This is a genomic window from Lutibacter sp., from assembly GCF_040883305.1.
Lineage (GTDB): Bacteria > Bacteroidota > Bacteroidia > Flavobacteriales > Flavobacteriaceae > Lutibacter.
Map to the genome: position 1 here is coordinate 12,676 of NZ_JBFLKT010000398.1, position 26,138 is coordinate 38,813.

Below are 26,138 nucleotides of genomic sequence, written 5' to 3' on the forward strand. Positions count from 1 at the left end.
TTAAGTATAAAAAATTACAAATAGCTGAAATTGAAAATTATAGATAAATACATATTAAAAAAATTTCTATCTTCATTCGCGTTGGTCTTAGTTTTATTGTTACCAATTGCCATTGCCATTGATGTTTCTGAAAAAGTAGATAAATTTTTACGTCATGCAGATCTGTCTGCTTCAGAAATAATAAAAGATTATTATGTACATTTTATTGTAATATTTGGAAATACGTTTATGCCTTTGGCATTGTTTATTGCAGTTATATTTTTCACTTCTAAAATAGCCTCAAATACAGAAATTATTGCAATTCATTCAGCAAAAGTTTCTTTTACTCGATTTTTAAAACCATATTTTATTGGTGCATCTTTAGTTACAATACTTGCTTTGGGAATGAATCATTTTGTTGTGCCAAATAGTAACAAAATTTTTAATGAATTCAGTAAAAAATATCTTAAAAAGAAAACATACAACGAAAATCAGTTAAAAAACATTAATTTACAACTAGGAGAAAATGATTATATCTATTTAAAAAGCTTCATGTTAAATACCCAACAAGGTCAGAAATTTTCTTATGAAAAATTTGAAGGCACTAAATTAAAATATAAATTAATGGCTGAAAATATAAGATGGATTGAAAAAGACACTGTTTTTAGACTTAATACTTATAAAAAAAGATTCCTTTTAGAAGGAAGAGATTCTATAGAGTACGGTATAAAATTAGATACATTATTAGATTTTATGCCAAAAGATTTAATAAATGTAGATGACCTCGCTAAAGAAATGACATCTATTAAGTTAAATGAATTTATTAAACAATCAAGAGAAAGAGGTGTTGGTAATTTAAACACTTATTTAGTAGAATTTCATAAAAGAACCAGTTTACCAATCTCAACATACATACTAACTTTTATTGCAGTTTGTTTAGCAGCAAAAAAACGAAGAGGTGGTATGGGAATTAACCTTGCCATTGGAATTACTTTAATGTTTGTGTATGTTTTTTTCTTAAAAATTGTTGAAGTTTTAGGAGCTGGAGCTGAAACAAATGCATTCATAATGGTTTGGCTTCCAAATTTATTTTTTGGAGGACTCGCTGTTTACTTATATTTAAGAAATGCCAAAAACTAACTTAAAACACTATCTACACCTCCACTTTATAGTATTTATTTGGGGATTTACAGCAATTTTAGGAGCATTAATTACAATAGATGCAATACCCTTAGTTTGGTATAGAATGCTATTAGCTGTAATTGTCCTTTTTATGTATTTTTTATTTAAAAAAAAGAACCTAAAAGTACCTCCAAAAACACTTGTAAAATTTTTTATAGGTGGTGTACTTATTGCACTTCATTGGATTGCATTTTTTACTGCAATTAAAGTTTCTAATGTTTCTGTGGCTTTGGTGTCTATGAGTACAGGTGCTTTATTTACTTCATTTATTGAACCTGTTTTCTTTAAAAGACGTATTAATTTTATCGAATTTATCTTTGGAATCATTGTAATTTCAGGTTTATATATTATTTTCAATGTTGAAAACGACTATACACTCGGAATTATATATGCACTTATTGCATCATTCTTATCTGCTTTATTTACAGTAATTAACGGGCTATTTGTAAAACAAAACGATGCAAGCACCATTTCATTCTATCAATTACTTTTTGGAGTTCTTTTTATAACAGTTTATATTTTATTTTCAACCGGATTTACCATTCAAAACTTCACTTTAACAAACAACGATATTATCTATTTAATAATATTAAGTACCATTTGTACAGCGTATGCTTTTATAGTCTCTGTTGATATAATGAAATACTTAACTCCCTATACTGTAATGCTTACCATAAATTTAGAACCTGTTTATGGAATTATTTTAGCGGTTTTAATTTTTGGTGAGGCAGAAAAAATGACTCCTCAGTTTTATTTAGGCGCAGCAATAATTTTTGTTACAGTAGTTGTAAATGGGCTAATAAAAAATAAAAAAAGTACCTAAGTGTGTACTTAAAATATAGAAGTTATTATATTTGTACAACATCAAATTTAAAAAACATGGAATATTTAGAATTTGAATTACCAATAAAAGAATTAGAAGAACAACTTACTAAGTGCGAATTAATTGGTAAAGAAAGTGATGTAGATGTAACTGATAGTTGCAAAAACATTGAAAAAAAATTGATAAAAACTAAAAACGACATATATAAAAACCTAACCGCCTGGCAAAGAGTTCAGTTGTCAAGACATCCAAACAGACCCTATACTTTAGATCATATAAACTTTCTTACCAATGGTACTTTTATGGAGTTACACGGAGATAGAACTGTAAAAGATGATAAAGCAATGGTTGGCGGATTGGGTAAAATTGGAGATCAATCTTTTATGTTTATTGGACAACAAAAAGGTTATAATACTAAAACACGCCAATATAGAAACTTTGGAATGTCTAATCCAGAAGGATACAGAAAAGCGTTGAGGCTTATGAAAATGGCTGAAAAATTTGGAATTCCTGTTGTTACACTTTTAGACACTCCTGGTGCATATCCTGGCTTAGAAGCTGAAGAACGTGGACAAGGTGAAGCTATTGCACGTAATATTTTTGAAATGACACGTCTAAAAACACCTATTATAACAATCGTAATTGGTGAAGGCGCTTCAGGTGGTGCTTTAGGAATTGGGGTTGGAGACAGAGTTTATATGATGGAAAACACTTGGTATACCGTTATTTCTCCAGAGTCTTGTTCTTCTATCTTATGGAGAAGTTGGGAACATAAAGAAGAAGCTGCTGAAGCATTAAAACTTACTGCAATTGATATGAAAAAGCAAAAATTAATTGACGGTATTATTAAAGAACCTCTTGGAGGTGCACATTATGACAGAGAAAATGCATTTAAAGAAGTACAAAAAACAATCATTAGCGCATATAAAGAACTAAAAGATTTAACGCCTAAAGATCTTGTAAAAAAGCGTATGGATAAATACGCCGAAATGGGTGAATTTAAAGGTTAGCATAATTTCAATTATTGTTTCCTTAAAATTTATTTTCCTAAAAATAAAATGTAGTATAAAATATTTGTCATTCTAAAGAAAATCTTAGAGTGACAAATTTTTTTTTCATTAAATTTATACTATGTTTATACTTAACTCACAACAAATTGCTGCTGCAGATCTGGCTACTATAAAAAATAACAATATTTCTTCAATTGATTTAATGGAGCATGCTGCAAAACAGTGTTTTAATTGGTTACATAACCAATTAAAAAATCAGAATATTAAAATTCATGTATTTTGTGGTATTGGAAATAATGGTGGAGATGGCTTAGTAATTGCACGCTATTTATACGAAAACGGATATAATGTAACCTGTTATATAGTAAATTTTAGTGAAAAAAGAACCAAAGAATTTCTGATAAACTACAATCGTTTAAAAGAAATTGGAAAATGGCCAACCATTATAAATAATGACAATGATTTTCCAGAAATCGCTTTTGAAGATATTGTAATTGATGCTATTTTTGGAAACGGTCTTTCAAGAAGCCCAGAAGGTTTTACTAAAGAATTAATTAACTATATTAATTCCACAAAAGCATTTACTTTAGCTATAGACTTTCCTTCTGGTCTTTTTAGCGATTCTCCTGTAATTGAAAAAGAAGCTGTTTTAAAAACATCACATATTCTAACATTTCAAACACCTAAATTGGCATTTTTACTTCCTGAAAATAGTGATTTTTTTGAAACTTGGGAAGTATTAGATATCGGCTTGGATTCCAATTTTATGAAAAATTTAAATCCAACATTACATTATACAATTAAAAATGAAGTTTTACAATTATACAAACCCAGAAAAAAATGGTCGCATAAAGGTACATTTGGACATGCACTTATTATTGGAGGTAGTTTTGGGAAAATTGGAGCGGTTACATTAGCCGCAAAAGCTGCTTTAAAAATTGGTAGCGGATTGGTTACTGCCTATCTTCCAAAGTGTGGCTATGCTATATTACAAATAGCGATACCAGAAGTTATGGTTGAAGTTGATAATGATACTTCCTTAGAGTATTTTAATTTTAAAACAAATGCAACCGTTATTGGAATAGGTCCTGGAATGGGAATAGTTGAAAAAACTGCGAATGGTTTTGAACGATTTATTAAAGATAACAGCTTACCTCTAGTAATTGATGCTGATGCAATTAATTTATTGTCTCAAAATAAATCACTTTTAAACTATTTACCTAAAAATACTGTTTTAACACCGCATCCAAAGGAATTAGAACGTTTGATTGGCACTTGGGAAAATGATTTTGTAAAATTAGAAAAAGCAACAGATTTTTGTAAAAAGCATGCTCTTATAATGGTTATAAAAGGTGCTCATACTGTAATTATAGATAGCACTTCTAAACACTTTAATTCTTCAGGGAATCCTGCGTTGGCAACTGCTGGTAGCGGTGACGTTTTAACAGGAATTATTACAGGATTAATAGCACAAGGTTACCAACCAATTAACGCCGCCATTTTTGGAGTGTATTTACACGGTAAAACTGCTGATATTGCAATTTCAGAAACTGGTTACGAAACCTTTACAGCCTCTTCCATTTTAAAATATCTACCCAACGCTTTATTAGATTTGTTTAATGAAGATAATTTTAGTGAAAACAACCAAAACGAAACTTAAAATCAATTCCTTCTTTTTAGAAAAAATTAATAAAAAGAGGCTGTCTAAAAATTTAGACAGCCTCGATAATTCTTTATAAATTTAATTTGTTAAAAATTAAATATTATTTTCATTAAAAAGTTCAATTAATTTTTCACTTGAAGGTCTTGGTGCATTTGAATTTACAATATTACCATTTGGATCAATTAAAATAAAACGTGGAATCCCCTTAATTAAATACCCTGTTATAAAATCTGACTTCCAGTTTTTATCAGAAAATAATTGAATTCCTTTTAAATCTTCTTCTTTCACCATAGTTTTCCATTTCTCGTAATCTTTTTCTAGATCTACAGAAATACTTACAAATTCAATATTTTTATTGTGATATTTAGCTTCCACTTCTTTTAAAGATGGTATTTCAGCTTTACAAGGTCCACACCAAGTTGCCCAAACATCAACATATACAAATTTTCCTTTTAAATCATCTAAAGAAGTGGTTCCTCCATTAAAATTTTCATAATTTTCAAATTTTGGAGAAGGCTGGCCTTTAGAAACTGTTTTTAATTTATTATAACTTTCAGTAATCTCTTTTTTATGTTCTTCATTTGTTGAGGCTTCCATAAATAAGCTATAGAAATCTTCTAATTGATCTGTATAAGTTATATTATATTTAGAATTTAAATAAACCAATTTATTTTTTATTGTTTCATTTGCAATTCCAGCTGCTATTTTCAGAAAAGCAATATCATTTTGTATTGAATCTTGCTCTGCTAATTTTCTAGCTTCTTTTTGATAATGTGTATTTACCAAATTTTCGTAATTTGAAGAAAATACAAAGTCTTCTTCACTGTTATATTCTATCGTTTCAAGTTCTTTTAAAAAATCTTCAGAAACTTTAAAATCTTCTTTTTTAGCATAATGTGAATGATACAATTGATACTTATCAACAAACCCTAAATAAGAATAGTAAATGTTACGTTTTTCTTTGCTTTTGAAATCTTCTGATATTCCTTCTGTTGCAGCTAATATTTCTTCAGAGGCAGTTTTAATTTCATTAATTTTAGATTTATATGCAGCTTCTTCCAATAAATAAATATCAACACCTTTGCCTGCCAATTCTTTAGATTTTTTGTTTTTACTAAGCAAATAATTACTTATTTCGGATCCAGCACCAGAAAATTCTAAGGTGTTTTCAAAATCATTTGCATCAAAATTAATGTTGATCGTATTACCTGGATTTAAATATAATGAAGTGTTATTTTTACCATCTGAAAGAATATAATACCCTGTTGCAACCGTTAAAGTATCTTTAAAAGTTCCATCATCAGCAACATTAATAGTTTTTATAAGACTTCCAGCACTGTTAAAGGATAAATCTTTTGCAGATGAATTTACTATTTTACCGGATAAGATTGCATAATCTATCTTTGGTTCTTCTTTACAAGAAATAATTGCTAAAACAGCAATAAAAAACACTATTCTTTTCATAATTTAAGTTTAATTATTTTTTAATTTCTCAAAGATAAAACTTATTATTCAATTTAAGTTCTATACATTTATTTTAATAAATAATTTATAAAATTATAGCACTTAACATACTACTAATTTTAGTAAATACTAGCTCATAATTTGAAGCATAAAAAAACGCTAGGTTTCCCTAACGTTTTTTTAAACAATTTACAATAGTTTTTGTATCTATTCTTATATTCCGAATCTTCTTTTACTATTCCAGGTTATACTTTTAGCATTCTTAAAATCGACTGCTGTCATTCTCTTTTTACTTTCTTGATTCTTTAATTTTTTGATAATTTTCATATCGATTGTTTTAGTAGTTATTTATAGTGCAAATATACAACAAGTAACAAATACCAACAAGAAAAATATTACATATTTATCATTTTTTTAACTATTTAAGATAATTTAATTATGTTTTATTTAACGAAAACGTTTGATGTTTAGTTTTAATATAATTTTATGCAGCTTTTTTATTAAATATAAATTATAATGTACGTTAAATAATTCTAATCTTTTATTAATCTTTAGATGAATTTAAAGAAATTTTACCAGATAAAATTTCAAAATACATTTTAAAATCTGAACGTAAGCTCCAAAGTGGATATTGAAATGTTGCTGGTTTATTTTTTTCAAAAAAGTAATGACCAATCCACGCAAAACCATAACCTGCAATTGGTACAAATATCCAAAGTTTTGGAATATTATGATAAATAGCTGTAATGGCTAGAGCAAAAACAAAAGTTGTTCCAACAACATGTAACAATCTACATGTTTTATTGCTGTGTTGTTTTAAATAAAAAGGGTAAAAGGCTTTAAATGATTTAATTCTTTCTTCCATATTTTTAATTTTAATATCTCAATTTACAAATATTTATCTATTTTAGTTTTAACATCAATAAAATTCAACTTTATGAAAACCTTTTTTTATTTTCTCCTTTTATCAACTTCCTTATTTTCCTGTACTAATTCAGGCAATACTAATTCTAAAGAAATCTCTTCTGAATCTAATAAATTTGATGCTGAATTAGCAAAAAAACTAAATGCAGATAATTATGGCATGAAAACTTATGTAATGGCATTTTTAAAAAGAGGTCCTAATAGATCTCAGGACTCGATAACTGCTGCCAATTTACAGCGTTCACATTTAGAAAATATTACAAAATTAGCCAATGCAGGAAAATTAGTTTTAGCAGGTCCTTTTTTAGATACTGGAGATTTAAGAGGCATTTATATTTTTGATGTGGCCACAATAGAAGAAGCTAAAAAGTTAACCGAAACGGATCCAGCCATTCAACAAGGCTCATTGGTTATGGAATTAAAATTATGGTACGGCTCCGCAGCTTTACTTCAAATAAATGAAATTCATAAAAAAATTGCAAAAATTGAAATTTAAAATATTATCAATTAGTGAATCAACCAAGCTCTTGGTTGATTCAGTTTTTTATTATTACATAAATATTACCTAGTAAAACTTATAGTTTAGTCCTAACATTATATTTCCTTTAGGCATTGGCACTAAATTAGTTTCTGTATAAGCTGCATTAAAAATATTATTTGCACTTAAAGACATCCCTATGCGGTCTGGTAATTCAGCCAAAATTTTTGCATCTACAATTGCATATGTTTCTCCTCTAGATCTTTCTACAAACCTATATGAAATGTTTTGACTAAATAGTTTCGAAAATTTAAAATCTATTGCTGATGTCAGTTGATGCTTAATACTATTTAATGCATACCTTGTATATTTATCTTTATTTTCGTCTTTAATAAAACTATAACCAATATTAAATTTTTGATCAAAATTCCCTACACTAAACTTATAGGTTACATCAAATTCAAAGCCCTGTGTACTAACTTCGCTAAAGTTTCTAGCTTCCCATTTCTCTTCAGCATCATTAGGATTATCCTTAGCCCAATCAATTAAATCCTTTGCGTCTCTGTTAAATAAAGCCAAATTTAAATCGAAACTACCTGTAGTATATTTAAAGCCAATTTCTTCAGATAATGCAGACTCTGGTTGTAAATCTGAGTTTCCAATTTCATTTCTCCCAACATAATACAGGTCCGTAAAAGTAGGTACCCTGTAGGTATAGCCAATATTACCATACCATTTAAAACGTTCAGAAAATCTATATCCAAGATCTAATCCAGGAAATGCTTTTGTATTAAAATCTGAAAACGAACTAATCGCAATTCCAGGAGTAATATCGAAATTGTCAATTTCAAAACGATGCTCTAAAAATCCAGTAATTACAGTTCTGTTATGATCATTTAAATTATTACTTGCCAAGAAGTTTCTTGAAACATTAATACCTATACCTGTTTTACCTATTGAAGAATTAATAACAACATTAGTTTCTGCTCCAATTCTATTTGTAATATGTAAATTTCGATATACTGGCGGATCGTGTCTTAAATACAAATACATATCCTGATTTCTTTTCCAATAAATTCTAGGTTTAATAGTAATATTTCCAGATAAAAAATTAGCATCCAGCGCAATTAAACTAGTTTGTGTCTCTTCATATTGGTCAATTGCAGCAGGAGTTGCATAAAATCCGTTTGCACCAAAATCTCTAGATGTAAAAGTTGAAGTTAAATTATACTTTCCTAAATTTGCTTTTACAAAAACCGACTTATTTTCAAAATCAGTATTATACCTGTAACCATCAGACTCTTGATAATTAAATGAAGTTAAAATTCCTCCGTTTTCAAATTTCTGAATAAAAGATAGACCTCCTTTTAAATTATTATAAGATCCGAACCCTAAATTAACCTTTAAGGAATTATCTCTAATTTTTTTTGTAACAATATTAATGGCGCCGGTAAATGCATTTTGACCATAGATACGCGCAGCAGGGCCTTTAATAACCTCTATACGTTCAATATTATCTAGTGAAAGAATTGCATTCATTGAATGGTGTCCCGTTTGAGAATCGTCCATTTTAACACCATCTATTAAAACCAATGTCTGGTCAAAATTCCCTCCTCTTATATATAAATCAGATTGCATCCCATCAGTTCCTCTTCTTCTAATATCTATTCCTACAATATTTTGTAGTAAATCTGAAACATTAGAAGCAGGAGATTTGATAATTTCATCTGAAGTAATTACATTAATTGTTCTTGATGTTTTTGAAAAAGGAAGTGCAATTCTATTTGAAGTAATTATAACTTCTTTTAATTTAACCGTATCTTTTTTTATAGGTTGAACTTGTGCTTTTGCCTGAATTATATTAAATAATGCAAAAAATATTAAAGTAATTTTAATTCTCATAAATATTGATTTAAAAACGTTGTAAAAATAGTAACTTTCCGGACGATTAACATAGTCCAGTTTTAAAATGACAGATAGTCCGGTTAATACGCTGTTTAAACAACTAATTAGTATAGAAAAATCTATACCACAACCTCTATATTTACAAGCCTCAGGACAAATTGTAAACGCTATTCAGCGCAGCTATTTAACCAAAGGAACAATGCTGCCAGGAACACGTGCACTAAGTCAGTTATTAAACGTACATAGAAATACTGCTGTTGCTATTTACGAAGAGTTAGCTTCACAAGGTTGGGTTGAAATTATACCTAATAAAGGAACATTTGTTTTAGAACCAGAAAATAAAACAGCAAAAATAAAAGCAGCTTCACAAAAAATAAATGAAGCATATACTTATGCTAAAACAACGGGATTTCCTTTTCAAAAGTCATTTCATTTAGTTTCAACTGTTGAGTTTACAAATGCAAAGTATACCATCAACGATGGTAAACCAGATTTACGCTTGCATCCTGTGCATCAGTTTACAAGGTGGTACAGTGCTGCCATGAAACGAAAAACGTTAATAAATAAATGGAACAGAACAAACGAATTTTTCAACTCTGTATTCCAAACTCAACTATGTAATTACTTAAATACAACTAGAGGTTTTCATATTAACCCAAAGAACCTATTAAATACACGTAGTACAGAAATGAGTTTGTACATTGTTTCTCAACTCTTAATAAAACCAAACGACATTGTATTAGTAGGAAATTTAAGTAATTATGCATCTAATATGATTTTTCAACAAACAGGTGCAAACATAAAAACAATTCCTGTAGATAATGATGGTTTAGACATTGAGTACATAAAAAAGCATTTTATAAAAAATAGTATTAGATGTGTATATATTTGTGCAAATAGAGATTATCCAACAACAGTAAAATTAAGTACAGAACGTCGTTTAGAACTACTGCAACTTGCTAAAGAGTTTGGATTTGCTATTATTGAAGATGATTATGATTATGATTTTCAGTTTGAAGGTTCAGCAATGTTACCTTTGGCAAGTTCAGATGCAAACGGAATGTTAATTTATTTAGGGAAATTTGGGCAATCTTTATTTCCTAGTTTTCAAACAGGGTTTCTCGTAGCCCCTGAAAATCTGATCTCAGAAGCTAAGAATTATTTAGAATTAATAGATAAACAAGGCGATTTAATTCAAGAACAACTGCTCTCAGAATTAATTAATGAAGGTGAAATATACCGTCTCATGAAAAAGAATATTATAATATATAAAAAAAGACGCGATTTGTTCTGCAACCTTTTAATAACCTATTTTTCAAAAAGCGCGCAATGGAAAATTCCTTCAGGAGGATTGGCAATTTGGCTACAATTCCAGCCTAAAATATCGCTTTTAAAACTAGCTGAAGAAGCCGAAAAAAACAATTTACATCTACCAAAAATAATTCTTTATCAGGATAAAAAAACTTGTGCAATTCGTTTTGGATTTGGACATTTAAATGAAGAAGAAATAGAAGTTGTTATTAAAAAATTAAAAAAAGCTTATGATAAAGTGATTTTAAAATAAAAAAACCCGAACAAATTGTTCGGGTTTTTATCTTATCTATGCTTCTCCAGTGGGTCCAAAATTCATTGGAATTGGAGGTTGCTCATAATCTTTAATTTCTCCGTGACTTTTTTCAAACCTTTGCACATTATCAGCCAATGCTTTAACCAATCTCTTGGCGTGCTGAGGAGTTAATATAATTCTTGATTTTACTTTAGCTTTAGGTTGCCCCGGCATTACACTAACAAAATCAACTATAAATTCTGAAACAGAATGATTAATTATTGCTAAGTTAGAATAGGTTCCTTCCGCAGTTTTATCATCTAATTCAATATTAATTTGTCCTTCTTTTTTAGGTTTTTGATCACTCATAATTAAAAACTTGAATCCATCTCTTCTTTAGAACCTACAATAATATTATCATAAATTCTCATACCCGTACCTGCAGGAATACGCTTACCTACAATTACATTTTCTTTTAATCCTTCTAAATCGTCAACTTTACCACTTACAGCAGCTTCGTTTAATACTTTTGTAGTTTCCTGGAAGGAAGCTGCAGAAATAAATGATTTAGTTTGTAAAGAAGCTCTTGTAATACCTTGTAATATTTGTTCAGCAGTAGCGGGATTTGCATCTCTTGCTTCTACCAACATTTTATCTTCTCTACGTAATACAGAATTTTCATCTCTTAACTGACGTGGTGAAACAATCTGACCTACTTTTAAATTGGTAGAATCTCCAGCATTTTCAATAACTTTCATACCATAGATTTCATCATTTTGTTCTATAAAGTCATTTTTATGAATTAATTGATTCTCTAAGAATAACGTATCTCCAGAGTCAATAATTCTAACCTTACGCATCATTTGACGTACTACTACTTCAAAATGTTTGTCATTAATTTTCACACCTTGTAAACGATATACCTCTTGAATTTCATTTACTAAATACTCTTGAACTTTAGCAGGACCTTCAATATTTAAAATATCATTTGGAGTAACGGCACCTTCGGAAAGCGGCATACCAGCTTTAATAAAGTCATTTTCTTGAACTAAGATTTGATTAGAAAGTTTAATTAAATACTTTTTAATTTCACCCAATTTAGACTCAACTATAATTTCACGGTTACCACGTTTAATTTTTCCAAAAGAAACAACACCATCTATTTCTGAAACTACAGCTGGATTTGAAGGATTACGTGCTTCAAATAATTCAGTTACACGTGGTAAACCTCCTGTAATATCTCCAGATCTTCCAGATTTACGAGGAATTTTTACAATAAACATTCCTGAAGGGATTTTATCACCATCTTCAACAATTAAATGTGCACCTACAGGTAAGTTATACGATCTAATTACGTTATCATTATCATCTTTCAACAATAATGTTGGAATCGTCTTTTTATTTTTAGACTCAATAATTACTTTTTCTTGGAAACCAGTTTGTTCATCAATTTCTACGAGATAATTAATACCTCTTTCAATATTCTCGAAATGAATAGTACCAGCAAATTCTGAAACAATAACACCATTAAATGGATCCCATTTACAAACAACATCATTTTTCTTAACCTTTTGTCCATCTGCTATATAAACAGTTGAGCCGTAAGGAATATTATTAGAACTTAATGTTAAACCAGATTTTTCGTCAATAATTTTTACTTCTGAAGTTCTAGAAATTACAATATCGATTGGTTCTCCATCTGCATCTTTTCCAGAAACTGTTCTTAAATCTTCAACCTGAGCTTTACCCGCAAATCTTGAAATTAATTTGTTATTTTCAGAAATATTTCCTGCAACACCCCCAACGTGGAAAGTTCTTAATGTTAACTGTGTACCTGGTTCTCCAATAGATTGTGCGGCTACAACACCAACAGCTTCTCCAATTTGAACCATTTTATTTGTTGATAAACTATTTCCGTAACATTTTGCACAAATACCTTTTTTAGCTTCACAAGTTAAAGCTGAACGTACTTCTACACTATCAACAGCTGAATTTTCAATAGCTTTTGCTATTTCAGGGGTTATTTGTTCTCCAGAATGTGCTAAAATTTCTTCAGTAATAGGATCAATAACATCATGTAATGATACACGTCCAGAAATTCTTTCACTTAAAGTTTCAACAATTTCGTCATTCTTTTTAAGTGGTTGAACATTTAATCCTCTTAACGTTCCACAATCATGTTCGTTAACAATAACGTCTTGAGAAACATCAACTAAACGACGTGTTAAATAACCTGCATCGGCAGTTTTTAATGCCGTATCCGCTAATCCTTTACGTGCACCGTGTGTAGAGATAAAATATTCAAGAATTGATAATCCTTCCTTAAAGTTAGAAAGAATTGGATTCTCAATAATTTCTCCACCACCTGCTGTAGATTTTTTAGGTTTTGCCATTAATCCACGCATACCAGTTAACTGACGAATTTGTTCTTTTGAACCCCTTGCACCAGAATCTAGCATCATAAATACTGAGTTAAACCCTTGTTGATCTTCACGTAAACGTTTCATTGAAAGTTCTGTTAAACGGTTGTTTGTAGAACCCCAAATATCAATTACCTGATTGTAACGCTCTTTATTTGTTAACATACCCATATTATAGTTTGCCATAATATTGTCAACTTGAGCATTTGCATCAGCAATCATTGTATGCTTTTCTGGTGGAATAATAATATCACCTAAACTAAATGATAAACCACCACGGAATGCAAAATTATATCCCATTCCCTTCATATCATCTAAGAATTTTCCAGTAGTTGGAACATCGGTAACTTTTAAAATATTACCAATAATATCTCTTAATGATTTTTTATTCAATACTTCGTTTACATAACCTGCAGCTTCTGGAACAACCTCATTAAATAAAACTCTACCAACTGTAGTTTCTATAATTTGATTGACCAACGCTCCTTCTTCATTAAAATCTTTAGTTCTAACTTTAATTCTCGCATTTAATTCAACAGCTTTTTCATTAAAAGCAATAGTAACTTCTTGCGGGGAATAAAAAGTTAAACCTTCCCCTTTTACTTTATGTTCTGGAGTAGATATTCTTTCTTTAGTCATATAATATAAACCAAGTACCATATCCTGAGAAGGAACGGTAACAGGTGCACCATTTGCTGGATTTAATATATTATGTGAAGCCAACATTAATAACTGACACTCTAAAATAGCCTCAGGTCCTAATGGTAAGTGAACCGCCATTTGATCCCCATCAAAATCGGCGTTAAATGCCGTACATACTAACGGGTGTAATTGAATTGCTTTTCCTTCAATTAATTTTGGTTGAAAAGCTTGTATACCCAATCTGTGTAACGTAGGTGCACGGTTTAACATTACAGGATGTCCTTTTAAAACATTCTCTAAAATATCCCATACAACTGGTTCTCTTTTATCTATAATTTTCTTTGCAGATTTTACTGTTTTTACAATTCCTCTTTCAATTAATTTTCTAATAACAAAAGGTTTGTACAATTCAGCTGCCATATCTTTTGGCAATCCACATTCGTATAATTTCAATTCTGGCCCAACAACAATTACCGAACGTGCAGAATAATCAACACGCTTTCCAAGTAAGTTTTGACGGAAACGTCCTTGCTTACCTTTTAATGAATCGGATAATGATTTTAATGGTCTGTTAGATTCCGTTTTTACTGCTGAAGATTTACGTGTGTTATCAAATAATGAATCTACAGATTCTTGTAACATACGTTTTTCATTACGTAAAATAACCTCAGGTGCTTTAATTTCAACCAAACGTTTTAAACGATTGTTTCTAATAATTACTCTTCGGTATAAATCATTTAAATCTGAAGTAGCGAAACGACCACCATCTAATGGCACTAATGGACGTAATTCTGGTGGAGTCACCGGAATAACTTTCATTATCATCCATTCCGGACGGTTTTCTCTATTTTTATTAGCATCTCTAAAAGATTCTACAACGTTTAATCTTTTTAATGCTTCTGTTTTACGTTGTTTAGATGTTTCTGTGTTTGCTTTGTGACGTAATTCATAAGATAATTCGTCTAAGTCTATACGATTAAATAAATCAATTAAACAAGCAGCTCCCATTTTAGCTATAAACTTATCTGGGTCGTTATCATCTAAATATTGATTTTCTACTGGGAACGATTCTAGAATATCTAAATATTCTTCTTCTGTTAAGAAGTCCATTTTTTGTAATGGTTCTCCTTCTGCATTTTTTGCTCCAGCTGGTTGAATTACTACATAACGTTCGTAGTAAATAATCATATCTAACTTTTTAGATGGTAACCCTAAAAGGTATCCCATTTTGTTAGGTAATGATTTAAAATACCAAATATGAGCAACAGGAACTACTAAATTAATGTGTCCTACTCTATCTCTACGTACTTTTTTCTCAGTAACTTCTACACCACAACGGTCACAAACAATTCCTTTGTAACGAATTCTCTTGTATTTACCACAAGCACATTCATAATCTTTTATAGGTCCAAAAATTCGTTCACAAAACAGTCCATCTCTTTCTGGTTTGTGTGTACGGTAATTTATAGTTTCTGGTTTTAATACTTCTCCGTTTGATTTCTCTAGAATTGCTTCTGGAGATGATAAACCAATTGAAATTTTATTAAACTTTTTTACAGTGTATTTATCAGTTTTTCTTGCCATTTCTTTATAGTATTCAGTAATTGGTTGGCAGTATTCAATTTCAATATTCAGATAGTAAGTTACATCTGAATATTGAAACTGTTTACTTAAATTATTCTTCTAATCTAACGTCTAATCCAAGACCTCTAAGTTCGTGCATTAATACGTTAAATGATTCTGGCAATCCAGGTTCTGGCATAGCATCACCTTTTACAATAGCCTCATACGTTTTTGCTCTACCCATAACATCATCAGATTTTACAGTCAAAATTTCACGTAATGTACTAGAAGCTCCATAAGCCTCAAGTGCCCAAACTTCCATTTCACCAAAACGTTGACCTCCAAATTGTGCTTTACCACCTAATGGCTGTTGTGTAATTAAAGAGTATGGCCCAATAGAACGTGCGTGCATTTTATCATCAATCATATGACCTAATTTAATCATATAAATAACTCCTACTGTTGCAGGTTGATCAAAACGTTCACCTGTTCCACCATCATATAAATAAGTATGACCATATTGTGGCACACCTGCATCTTCAGTAATTTTATTGATTTGGTCTATACTTGCACCATCAAAAATTGGTGTAGCATATTTTTTATCTAATTTCTGACCAGCCCAACCAAGAACAGTTTCATAAATTTGTCCAATATTCATACGAGAAGGTACACCTAGAGGATTTAAAACAATATCAACCGGAGTTCCATCTTCTAAGAAAGGCATGTCTTCTGCTCTAACAATTCTAGCAACAATACCCTTGTTACCGTGACGACCCGCCATTTTATCACCAACTTTTAACTTACGTTTTTTAGCAATATAAATTTTAGCAAGTTTCAAAATTCCTGCAGGTAATTCATCACCAACAGAAACCGTAAATTTTTCACGTCTTAAGGATCCTTGTAAATCGTTTACCTTAATTTTGTAATTATGTATTAATTCAATTACAAGAGAGTTAATATGATCATCGGTTGTCCAAACTCCTTTGGTTAAATAATTAAAATCAGGAACAGCATTTAACATTTTTAATGTAAACTTTTTCCCTTTTTGAAGTATTTCTTCACCTAAATCATTTAATACACCTTGAGAAGTTTTACCACTAATAAGTGTAAATAATTTTTCAATAAGAACCGATCTTAAATCTTCAAGTAATGCTGTATATTTACTTTCTAAATTAGCTATACTAACTTTATCTTGAGCACGTTTAGATTTATCTTTTACTGCGCGCTCAAATAATTTTTTATCAATAACAACACCTCTTAATGATGGAGAAGCTTTTAATGATGCATCTTTTACATCACCCGCTTTATCACCAAAAATAGCTCTTAGTAATTTTTCTTCAGGTGTTGGATCTGATTCACCTTTAGGAGTAATTTTACCAATTAAAATATCTCCAGGTTTTACTTCGGCACCAATACGAATCATTCCATTTTCATCTAAATCTTTAGTAGCTTCTTCTGAAACGTTTGGAATATCGTTGGTTAATTCTTCAGCACCAAGTTTTGTATCTCTTACATCCATTGAGTATTCGTCAATATGTATAGATGTAAATATATCTTCTTTTACAACTTTTTCAGAAATCACAATTGCATCCTCAAAGTTATACCCTTTCCAAGGCATAAAGGCTACTTTCATATTTCTACCAAGTGCTAATTCTCCTTTTTGTGTAGCATAACCTTCACAAAGAACTTGTCCTTCTTCAACTCTATCTCCTTTTTGAACAATCGGTTTTAGGTTTATTGAAGTACCTTGATTTGTTTTTCTAAATTTAATTAAGTTGTAAGATTTGCTATCTCCATCAAAACTTACCATACGATCTTCATCAGTCTTATCGTACTTAATATTAATAGTATCAGCATCTACGTATTCAACAACACCAGCACCTTCTGCGTTCATTAAAATACGTGAATCTTTTGCAACTCTAAATTCTAAACCTGTACCAACAATTGGAGATTCAGGTTTTAATAAAGGTACTGCCTGACGCATCATATTCGATCCCATCAATGCTCTGTTCGCATCATCATGTTCCAAAAATGGAATTAAGGATGCAGATATTGAAGCAATTTGATTTGGAGCAACATCCATAAAGTTTACCTTTTCAGGCTCAACAACTGGATAATCAGCTTCTTCACGAACAATAACTTTTTCAGCAGTAAATTTACCTTTCTCATCTAATGGAAGATTCGACTGAGCAAATTTCATTCCTTCTTCTTCTTCAGCACTCAAATATCTTGGCTCATCGGTAATATTTACATTACCATCTATAACCTCTCTATAAGGAGTTTCGATAAATCCTAAGCTATTTACTTTTGCAAAAACTGCCAAAGATGAAATTAACCCAATATTTGGTCCTTCAGGTGTTTCAATTGGACATAAACGTCCATAATGTGTATAATGAACATCACGCACCTCAAAACCAGCTCTTTCTCGTGATAAACCTCCAGGTCCTAGCGCAGATAATCTACGTTTGTGTGTAATCTCTGCTAATGGATTTGTTTGATCCATAAATTGAGATAACTGATTGGTTCCAAAGAACGAATTAATTACAGAAGACAATGTCTTTGCATTAATCAAATCAATTGGCGTAAACACTTCATTATCACGCACATTCATACGTTCACGGATGGTACGAGCCATACGAGATAAACCAACTCCAAATTGACTAGCTAATTGCTCTCCAACGGTTCTAACACGACGGTTAGATAAATGGTCAATATCATCAACTTCAGCCTTAGAATTAACTAATTTTATTAAGTTTTTGATTATTGTAATAATATCTACTTTGGTTAAAACTTTTTGATCTATATCTTCGTTTAAACCTAATTTTTTATTCATTCTATAACGTCCAACCTCACCTAAGTTATAACGTTGTTCAGAAAAGAATAATTTATCTATAATACCTTTCGCAGTTTCAAAATCTGGCGGTTCAGCATTACGTAATTGTCTATAAATATGTTCAACAGCTTCTTTTTCAGAGTTTGTTGGATCTTTTTGTAAAGTATTGTGAATAATAGCATAATCGGCCATTTCATTATCTTCTTTATGAAGTAAAATGGTACGTGCCCCAGACTCAATAATTTCTTCTATTTGTTCTTTTTCTAAAATTGTATCTCTATCTAATACAATTTCATTTCTTTCAATAGAAACAACTTCTCCAGTATCCTCATCAACAAAGTCTTCAAACCAAGTTTTTAATACACGAGCAGCTAATTTTCTACCTAAAACTTTTTTAAGTCCGCTTTTAGAAACTTTAATTTCTTCAGCAAGATCAAAAATTTCAAGAATATCTTTATCTCTTTCGTAACCAATTGCTCTAAACAATGTAGTTACAGGTAATTTTTTCTTTCTATCAATATAAGCATACATTACTTGATTGATATCTGTTGCAAACTCTATCCAAGAACCTTTAAAAGGAATTACTCTTGCAGAATATAATTTTGTTCCGTTTGCGTGGAATGATTGTCCAAAGAATACTCCTGGAGAACGGTGTAATTGAGAAACTACAACTCTTTCAGCTCCATTAATAACAAAAGTACCACTATTTGTCATATAAGGAATTGTACCTAAATATACATCTTGAACAATAGTTTCAAAATCTTCGTGTTCAGGGTCGGTACAGTACAACTTTAAACGTGCTTTTAACGGCACACAATAAGTAAGACCTCTTTCAATACATTCTTGAATGGAATATCGAGGAGGATCTACAAAGTAATCTATAAACTCTAACACAAATTGGTTTCGAGTATCTGTAATTGGGAAGTTATCAAGGAAGGTTTTATATAATCCTTCGGTACTTCGTTCGTCAGCCTTAGTTTTTAATTGGAAAAAATCTTGAAACGATTTTACCTGAATATCTAAAAAATCTGGATATTCAGTTACCAATTTAGCTGATGCAAAGTTTATTCTTTCGGTGAAATTTTTTGATGCCAATGGACAAAAACTTTAAGTTAAAAAACTATTAAAATATAAGAACGAATATATACGCAAAATGGTTTAGGTCTTAGGATGACCCCAGACCTAAACCTTAAATTGTTTTAGCTGTTGAAAGCTTATTTAAGCTCAACCTCTGCTCCAGCTTCTTCTAATGATGCTTTTAAAGCTTCCGCTTCATCTTTAGATACACCTTCTTTTACTGGTGCTGGTGCACTATCTACTACACCTTTAGCTTCTTTCAATCCTAAACCAGTTAATTCTTTAACTAATTTTACAACTGCTAATTTAGAACCACCTGCTGCTTTTAAAATTACATCAAATTCAGTTTGAGCTTCTTCTTCTGCATCTCCACCTGCTGCTGGACCTGCTACTGCAACTGCTGCTGCAGCTGGCTCAATACCATATTCGTCTTTTAAAATATTAGCTAACTCGTTTACTTCTTTTACTGTTAAGTTAACAAGTTGTTCTGCGAAATCTTTTAAATCTGCCATTTCTCTTTGTTTAATTTTTATTATTTAGTTTATTAGTGCGCTTATTCTTTTTCTGATAATGTTTTTAAAATACCAGATAATTTGTTACCACCTGACTGCAATGCTGAAATAACATTTTTAGCTGGTGATTGTAAAATCGTAATGATATCTCCAATAACTTCCTCTTTAGATTTAATGTTAACTAAAGTATCTAATTGGTCATCACCAACATAAATAGCTTCTTCAACATAAGCTCCTTTTAATAAAGGTTTATTAGATTTCTTACGAAATTCTTTTATTAATTTTGCTGGTGCATTACCAGTATCAGATAATAAAATTGAAGTATTTCCTTTTAATACTGTAGGTAATTCTCCAAAATCTTTATCAGATTTATTCATTGCTTTTGCTAACAATGTATTTTTAACAACTGCAAGTTTAATATTTGCCTTAAAACACGCTCTACGTAAGTTTGAGGTATCTGTAGCATTTAAACCCGAAATATCTGCTAAATAGATGATATTTTGTTCTGTTAACTTAGTTGTTAAAGCTTCTATTACTTGTGATTTTTCTTCTCTCGTCATAATTTCTAAGTTTTAACTATTAACAGATTTAGTGTCAATACTAATTCCAGGACTCATTGTACTAGACATATAAATGCTTTTTACATAAGTTCCTTTAGAAGCCGTAGGCTTTAATTTAATTAAAGTTTGAATTAATTCACCAGCATTTTCTGCAATCTTCTCTGCTGAGAATGAAGCTTTACCAACTGCGGCATGAACAATACCTGTTTTATCAACTTTAAAGTCTATTTTACCAGCTTTAACTTCTGTTACAGCTTTTGCAACATCCATTGTTACAGTACCTGTTTTTGGATTAGGCATTAAACCTCTAGGTCCTAAAATACGACCTAATGGACCTAATTTACCCATAACGCTAGGCATTGTAATAATAACATCAACATCTGTCCAACCTTCTTTAATTTTCTGAAGGTATTCATCTAATCCAACATAATCTGCTCCTGCTGCTGTAGCATCTGCTTCTTTATCTGGAGTTACCAATGCTAATACTTTTACATCTTTACCAGTTCCGTGAGGCAATGTTACTACCCCTCTAACCATTTGATTTGCTTTACGAGGATCTACTCCTAATCTAACAGCTAAATCAATAGATGCATCAAAATTTACATTAGTAATTTCTTTTACTAAAGCAGAAGCATCGTTTAAACTATAAGTTTGATTTCTATCAACTTTAGCTTCAGCTTCTTTTTGCTTTTTAGTTAATTTTGCCATTTTTAAATAACTGTTTTATTGTTTTATAGGAGCTTCTCCCTTTACTCTAATCCCCATTGAACGTGCTGTTCCTGCCATCATTAACATTGCAGACTCAACAGTAAATGCATTTAAATCTACCATTTTATCTTCAGCAATTGTTTTCAATTGGTCCCAAGTAACTGTAGCCACTTTAATTCTATTTGGTTCAGCTGAACCTTTTTTTACTTTAGCTGCTTCTAAAATTTGCACTGCTGCGGGTGGAGTTTTAATAACAAAATCAAAAGATTTATCCTTGTATACTGTAATAGCTACTGGTAAAACTTTTCCTTGTTTATCTTGAGTTCTCGCATTAAACTGCTTACAGAACTCCATAATATTAACTCCGGCAGCACCTAAAGCAGGTCCAACTGGTGGTGATGGGTTTGCCGCACCTCCACGAACTTGTAATTTTACTACTTTACTAACTTCTTTTGCCATTTTTAAATCTTAAATTAGATACTACATTAATTGGAAGCAAACGCAATATCAAAAATTATATGTAACTATTATGAAATTTTATCTACTTGCATATAACTTAGTTCTAATGGTGTTTTTCTACCGAAAATTTTAACCATTACTTCTAGTTTACGCTTTTCTTCATTAATCTTTTCTATTGTACCATCAAATCCATTAAATGGACCGTCAATTACTTTTACAGTTTCACCCACAACATAAGGTATCGCAACATTATCGTTTTGAACAGATAATTCATCTACTTTACCTAACATACGGTTTATCTCTGATTTTCGCATTGGTACAGGATCTCCTCCTTTAACTTCACCTAAAAAACCTATTACACCTGTTATAGATTTAATAATATGTGGTAATTCTCCACTTAAGTTTGCTTCAATCATAACATAACCTGGAAAATAAACACGTTCTTTATTTATTTTTTTTCCATTACGTACTTGAATTACTTTTTCTGTAGGCACTAGAACTCTATCAACATAATCCGTCATTCCAAGGCGCGCAATTTCATTTTCGATATAAGATTTTACCTTATTCTCTTGGCCACCTATAGCTCTTACAACATACCATTTTTTTACAGAATCAGTCATACCTTAATTAAAATAATTTAAAATACTCAGTTAAACCAGTTTGAAAGAATTTATCTACTGCAAACACTGCCAGTGCAAATATTATAGTAAATATAGCAACAACAACTGTTGACTTTTGGGCTTCTTCCCAAGAAATCCAAGATACTTTATTGCGTAACTCTTCAAATGAGTCTTTGATATAATTAACTAAATTCATTTTTTTAATTTTTGCACGGGCGGAGAGACTCGAACTCCCGACACCTGGTTTTGGAGACCAGTGCTCTACCAACTGAGCTACGCCCGTAAAGAAAGGTGCTTCTTTAACAGAAGCACCTTATTTATTCTTTGGGTTTTGATTAGTCTAACATTTCTGTTACCTGACCAGCTCCTACTGTTCTACCACCTTCACGGATCGCAAAACGTAAACCTACGTTTAAAGCAATTGGCTGATGTAGTTCAACATTTATTGTTAAGTTATCACCTGGCATTACCATTTCAACTCCATCAGGTAACATAATAGTTCCTGTTACATCAGTTGTACGTACGTAAAACTGTGGACGGTAGTTGTTGTGGAATGGAGTGTGACGTCCACCTTCTTCTTTTTTAAGGATATAAACCTCAGCTTTAAATTTAGCGTGTGGAGTAACTGATTTAGGCTTACAAATTACCATACCTCTACGGATATCTTCTTTTGCAATACCTCTTAATAAGATACCTACGTTATCACCAGCTTCACCTCTATCTAATATTTTACGGAACATTTCAACTCCAGTAACTGTAGAAGTTAATTTTTCAGCTCCCATACCAATAATATCGACTGCATCACCAGTATTAGCGACACCTGTTTCAATACGACCAGTAGCAACAGTACCACGACCAGTAATTGAGAATACATCTTCAATTGGCATTAAGAAATCTTTCTCAACATCACGCTTCGGTAACTCAATCCAAGTATCAACAGCATCCATTAAATCCATTATCTTATCCATCCATTTTGGATCTTTATTCAATCCACCTAAAGCAGAACCTTGAATAACAGGAGTATTATCACCATCATAATCGTAGAATGATAATAAATCTCTAATTTCCATTTCTACTAACTCTAATAATTCTTCATCATCAACCATATCCACTTTATTCATGAATACAACTAATCTAGGAATCCCTACTTGACGTCCTAATAAGATATGCTCTCTAGTTTGAGGCATTGGTCCGTCAGTTGCAGCAACAACAATAATTGCTCCATCCATTTGCGCAGCACCAGTTACCATGTTCTTTACGTAATCCGCGTGACCTGGACAGTCAACGTGAGCGTAGTGACGATTAGCAGTTTGGTATTCTACGTGAGCAGTATTAATTGTAATACCTCTCTCTTTTTCCTCAGGTGCGTTATCGATTTGATCGAAATCTTTTACTTCAGAAAGCCCTTTCTCTGCTAATACAACAGTAATAGCAGCTGTTAAGGTTGTTTTACCGTGATCAACGTGTCCAATAGTCCCAATGTTTAAATGTGGTTTTGAACGATCGAAAGTTTCTTTAGCCATAATTATTAATTTTTAAATCTTAGTTATATATAGTGTTAAATTCAATTCTATTATTGAGCCAATGACGGGAATTGAACCCGTGACCTCTTCCTTACCAAGGAAACGCTCTACCCCTGAGCTACACCGGCCAAAAAAAATAGAGCGAGAGACCGGGCTCGAACCGGCGACAGTCAGCTTGGAAGGCTGAAGCTCTACCAACTGAGCTACTCTCGCAATAATTTTTTTTCAAATCATCATTGGGTAATGTATTCTTATTTCCAATATTAATGTGGTGAGAGAAGGATTCGAACCTTCGAAGCTTGCGCAGCAGATTTACAGTCTGCCCTCGTTGGCCACTTGAGTATCTCACCATTATTTTCAAAGATCTCTGTCAAATAATTTTGACAGTATTCAGCATATACTTTTTGTTTTCACTCTTAAAAGTTACATCAAAAAAACAACTACTGAACTTTTTCTTTTATTTTGAGCCGATGGAGGGACTCGAACCCACGACCTGCTGATTACAAATCAGCTGCTCTAGCCAGCTGAGCTACATCGGCTTTTTACTCCATAAAAGAAGCCCGTTATTTCTAACGGACTGCAAATGTATTAAAGTTTTAATTTTAAACAAAACTTTTTAAACTATTTTTTGTAAATTATTTTGCTCTTACTTTTGCTTTCTTTTGCGTTAGCTTTCTTTTTAATGAATCTACTGCTAACATCACTCCTTCTTCAAAAGTTTTACATTGTTTTTTTACCATAAGATCATTCCCTGGAATGTTTAATTTTACATCGACATTTTTATTTTCCTTTTCACTAGTTTGATGCACCTTTAAAAAAACTTCCGAATCAACTATTTTATCATAGTATTTTTCTAAACCATTTACTTTTTTTTCAATAAATTCAATAAGACTTTTATCGGCATTGAAATTAACAGACTGTACGTTTACTTTCATAAAATTATTTTTTTTGGCTCCTTGGGTGAGCTTGGTTATACACTTTCTTTAATTTTCCCAAACTACTTTGGGTATAAACTTGTGTTGACGCTAAACTTGAATGCCCAAGCAATTCTTTAACAGCGTTTAAATCTGCGCCTTCATTTAACAAGTGAGTTGCAAAAGAGTGTCTAATAACATGTGGGCTCTTTTTAACTTTTGATGACACAGTACTAAAATAATTATTTATAATTCGATACACAAGTGTATCATATATTATTTTACCTTTTTTTGTAATAAATAAATAAGGTTGTTCAGTTTTAATTTCATTTCTAAATTTAAGGTAGTTTTTTAATGAAACTTGCACTGTTTTTATTAACGGAATATAACGCTCTTTATTTCTTTTTCCAAGCACTTTAACAGTTTCATTATTAAAATCAAATGTATCAATCTTAATATGTATTAATTCACTTCTCCTTATCCCAGTGGAATAAAACAACTCTACAATTAATTTATTTCTTACAGATTCAAAATCTTCTACATTATCTTTTAAACTAAGTACATCTTTAATCTCCTTTTCTGAAAAAGGAACTTGTACCTGTTTTGAAGTTTTTAAAGCTTGATGCTTTGCCAATGGGTTAATTGCAACTTGTTTTGTTTTTTGAAGAAATTTAAAAAATGATTTTAATGATGATATTTTTCTATTTATACTTCTATTATTTATATTTGAATTTACTAACCAAACTATCCAACTTCTTATTTGGGAATAATTTATTTCTAAAATAAGAACATCGCCATAATTAGTCTTGTAAAATGCAAAAAAATCATTTAAATCTTTTTTATACGCAATTATAGTATGTTTACTATACTTTTTTTCAATTTGTAAATAATCTAAAAAGGATTTTATAGGCATAAAAAAAACCGTTAGAAAACAAACATACAAATTGTAAATTGTTTTTACTAACGGTTTAAATTTTTTGGCTAATAATTAACCTTGCTCTTCGGTTGTTCTTAATTTCTGAACATATTGAGCTTTTATGTTTTGCGCACGTTTTACAACTGATGGCTTATTGAATTGTTTACGATTACGTAAATTTTTCATTGTTTTTGTACGATCAAATTTTCTTTTATAACGTTTTAACGCTCTATCGATATTTTCTCCGTCTTTAACTGGTATGATTAACATGTATTAGCACCTCCTTCCAAGTTGTTCTCTTTTTAAATTTTAAGATTGCAAATGTATAACTAATTATTGAAAAATTAAAAATTAAATAATTAAAATAATATCTCTATATATTTTTACTCTAAGAAATAGTTAAATAGGCTTAAGTTA

At 30.8% G+C, this 26,138-nt stretch carries 22 protein-coding genes and 5 tRNA genes; 6 read left to right on the top strand and 21 right to left on the bottom strand.

Annotated features, from left to right (window positions below; all coding sequences use genetic code 11):
• The first annotated feature begins 30 nt into the window (after positions 1-30).
• From AB1Z17_RS12830 to AB1Z17_RS12845, 4 genes are all read left to right on the top strand, one after another.
• Positions 31-1,119, top strand: a complete 1,089-nt coding sequence (locus tag AB1Z17_RS12830) for an LptF/LptG family permease (RefSeq protein WP_368052181.1) — start codon at positions 31-33, stop codon at positions 1,117-1,119.
• A complete protein-coding gene (locus AB1Z17_RS12835) occupies positions 1,106-1,984 on the top strand; it encodes a DMT family transporter (RefSeq protein ID WP_368052182.1) in 879 nt (292 codons plus the stop codon). Before AB1Z17_RS12830 ends, AB1Z17_RS12835 begins: the two co-directional genes overlap by 14 nt.
• A 56-nt stretch (positions 1,985-2,040) precedes the next feature.
• Positions 2,041-2,994, top strand: a complete 954-nt coding sequence (locus tag AB1Z17_RS12840) for an acetyl-CoA carboxylase carboxyltransferase subunit alpha (RefSeq protein WP_368052183.1) — start codon at positions 2,041-2,043, stop codon at positions 2,992-2,994.
• Between the two features lie 121 nt (positions 2,995-3,115).
• A complete protein-coding gene (locus AB1Z17_RS12845) occupies positions 3,116-4,654 on the top strand; it encodes an NAD(P)H-hydrate dehydratase (RefSeq protein ID WP_368052184.1) in 1,539 nt (512 codons plus the stop codon).
• A gap of 96 nt (positions 4,655-4,750) precedes the next feature.
• Here the strand turns inward: AB1Z17_RS12845 and AB1Z17_RS12850 are convergent, their stop codons facing one another.
• Together AB1Z17_RS12850 and AB1Z17_RS12855 are read right to left on the bottom strand one after the other, a co-directional pair.
• The gene (locus tag AB1Z17_RS12850; protein ID WP_368052185.1) at positions 4,751-6,121 is read right to left on the bottom strand and encodes a TlpA family protein disulfide reductase; all 1,371 of its coding nucleotides are present in this window, start codon (positions 6,119-6,121) and stop codon (positions 4,751-4,753) included.
• A 544-nt stretch (positions 6,122-6,665) separates the two neighbouring features.
• Positions 6,666-6,986, bottom strand: a complete 321-nt coding sequence (locus AB1Z17_RS12855) for an Mpo1-like protein (protein WP_368052186.1) — start codon at positions 6,984-6,986, stop codon at positions 6,666-6,668.
• Positions 6,987-7,058: 72 nt separating this feature from the next.
• Between AB1Z17_RS12855 and AB1Z17_RS12860 the strand changes: the two genes are divergently transcribed.
• A complete protein-coding gene (locus AB1Z17_RS12860; RefSeq protein WP_368052187.1) occupies positions 7,059-7,541 on the top strand; it encodes a YciI family protein in 483 nt (160 codons plus the stop codon).
• 69 nt (positions 7,542-7,610) lie between these two features.
• Here AB1Z17_RS12860 and AB1Z17_RS12865 read toward each other — a convergent pair whose 3' ends face one another.
• On the bottom strand, positions 7,611-9,425 hold the full coding sequence (locus AB1Z17_RS12865; RefSeq protein WP_368052188.1) for a TonB-dependent receptor plug domain-containing protein: 1,815 nt from the start codon (positions 9,423-9,425) through the stop codon (positions 7,611-7,613).
• Between the two features lie 67 nt (positions 9,426-9,492).
• Here AB1Z17_RS12865 and AB1Z17_RS12870 point away from each other — a divergent pair, with 67 nt between their 5' ends.
• Positions 9,493-10,992, top strand: coding sequence for a PLP-dependent aminotransferase family protein (locus AB1Z17_RS12870; RefSeq protein WP_368052189.1), 1,500 nt, complete (start codon positions 9,493-9,495; stop codon positions 10,990-10,992).
• Between the two features lie 36 nt (positions 10,993-11,028).
• Here AB1Z17_RS12870 and AB1Z17_RS12875 read toward each other — a convergent pair whose 3' ends face one another.
• The 18 genes from AB1Z17_RS12875 to rpsU all read right to left on the bottom strand — a co-directional run bounded on the left by AB1Z17_RS12875 (position 11,029) and on the right by rpsU (position 25,991).
• Entirely contained in the window at positions 11,029-11,343 is a 315-nt protein-coding gene (locus tag AB1Z17_RS12875) for a DUF3467 domain-containing protein (RefSeq protein WP_368052190.1), read from the bottom strand.
• Positions 11,344-11,345: 2 nt separating this feature from the next.
• The gene (gene rpoC / locus AB1Z17_RS12880; protein WP_368052191.1) at positions 11,346-15,620 is read right to left on the bottom strand and encodes a DNA-directed RNA polymerase subunit beta'; all 4,275 of its coding nucleotides are present in this window, start codon (positions 15,618-15,620) and stop codon (positions 11,346-11,348) included.
• A 91-nt stretch (positions 15,621-15,711) separates the two neighbouring features.
• On the bottom strand, positions 15,712-19,527 hold the full coding sequence (gene rpoB / locus AB1Z17_RS12885) for a DNA-directed RNA polymerase subunit beta (protein WP_368052192.1): 3,816 nt from the start codon (positions 19,525-19,527) through the stop codon (positions 15,712-15,714).
• Between the two features lie 119 nt (positions 19,528-19,646).
• Positions 19,647-20,021, bottom strand: a complete 375-nt coding sequence (rplL, locus tag AB1Z17_RS12890) for a 50S ribosomal protein L7/L12 (protein WP_368052193.1) — start codon at positions 20,019-20,021, stop codon at positions 19,647-19,649.
• Between the two features lie 41 nt (positions 20,022-20,062).
• Positions 20,063-20,581: a 50S ribosomal protein L10 gene (rplJ, locus tag AB1Z17_RS12895; protein WP_368052194.1), complete on the bottom strand. Its 519-nt coding sequence runs from the start codon at positions 20,579-20,581 to the stop codon at positions 20,063-20,065.
• A gap of 12 nt (positions 20,582-20,593) precedes the next feature.
• A complete protein-coding gene (rplA, locus tag AB1Z17_RS12900; RefSeq protein ID WP_368052195.1) occupies positions 20,594-21,289 on the bottom strand; it encodes a 50S ribosomal protein L1 in 696 nt (231 codons plus the stop codon).
• Positions 21,290-21,304: 15 nt separating this feature from the next.
• Positions 21,305-21,748, bottom strand: coding sequence for a 50S ribosomal protein L11 (rplK, locus tag AB1Z17_RS12905; protein WP_368052196.1), 444 nt, complete (start codon positions 21,746-21,748; stop codon positions 21,305-21,307).
• Between the two features lie 68 nt (positions 21,749-21,816).
• Positions 21,817-22,368, bottom strand: coding sequence for a transcription termination/antitermination protein NusG (nusG, locus tag AB1Z17_RS12910; protein WP_134247702.1), 552 nt, complete (start codon positions 22,366-22,368; stop codon positions 21,817-21,819).
• Between the two features lie 7 nt (positions 22,369-22,375).
• Positions 22,376-22,564 (bottom strand): preprotein translocase subunit SecE, encoded by a 189-nt coding sequence (gene secE, locus AB1Z17_RS12915; protein ID WP_368052197.1) that lies wholly within the window; start codon positions 22,562-22,564, stop codon positions 22,376-22,378.
• Between the two features lie 14 nt (positions 22,565-22,578).
• Positions 22,579-22,651: transfer RNA gene (locus AB1Z17_RS12920), tRNA-Trp, on the bottom strand.
• 52 nt (positions 22,652-22,703) lie between these two features.
• Positions 22,704-23,891 carry an elongation factor Tu gene (gene tuf / locus AB1Z17_RS12925; RefSeq protein WP_368052198.1) on the bottom strand — a complete coding sequence of 396 codons (1,188 nt, stop codon included), beginning with the start codon at positions 23,889-23,891 and terminating at the stop codon, positions 22,704-22,706.
• Between the two features lie 56 nt (positions 23,892-23,947).
• A tRNA-Thr gene (locus tag AB1Z17_RS12930) sits at positions 23,948-24,019 on the bottom strand.
• 12 nt (positions 24,020-24,031) lie between these two features.
• A tRNA-Gly gene (locus tag AB1Z17_RS12935) sits at positions 24,032-24,104 on the bottom strand.
• Between the two features lie 56 nt (positions 24,105-24,160).
• A tRNA-Tyr gene (locus tag AB1Z17_RS12940) sits at positions 24,161-24,241 on the bottom strand.
• A gap of 115 nt (positions 24,242-24,356) precedes the next feature.
• Positions 24,357-24,430, bottom strand: a tRNA-Thr gene (locus AB1Z17_RS12945).
• Positions 24,431-24,526: 96 nt separating this feature from the next.
• Positions 24,527-24,826 (bottom strand): ribosome-associated translation inhibitor RaiA, encoded by a 300-nt coding sequence (gene raiA / locus AB1Z17_RS12950; protein WP_368052199.1) that lies wholly within the window; start codon positions 24,824-24,826, stop codon positions 24,527-24,529.
• Between the two features lie 4 nt (positions 24,827-24,830).
• Positions 24,831-25,718, bottom strand: coding sequence for a tyrosine-type recombinase/integrase (locus AB1Z17_RS12955; protein ID WP_368052200.1), 888 nt, complete (start codon positions 25,716-25,718; stop codon positions 24,831-24,833).
• Positions 25,719-25,793: 75 nt separating this feature from the next.
• A complete protein-coding gene (gene rpsU / locus AB1Z17_RS12960) occupies positions 25,794-25,991 on the bottom strand; it encodes a 30S ribosomal protein S21 (protein WP_368052201.1) in 198 nt (65 codons plus the stop codon).
• Between the last annotated feature and the right edge of the window lie 147 nt (positions 25,992-26,138).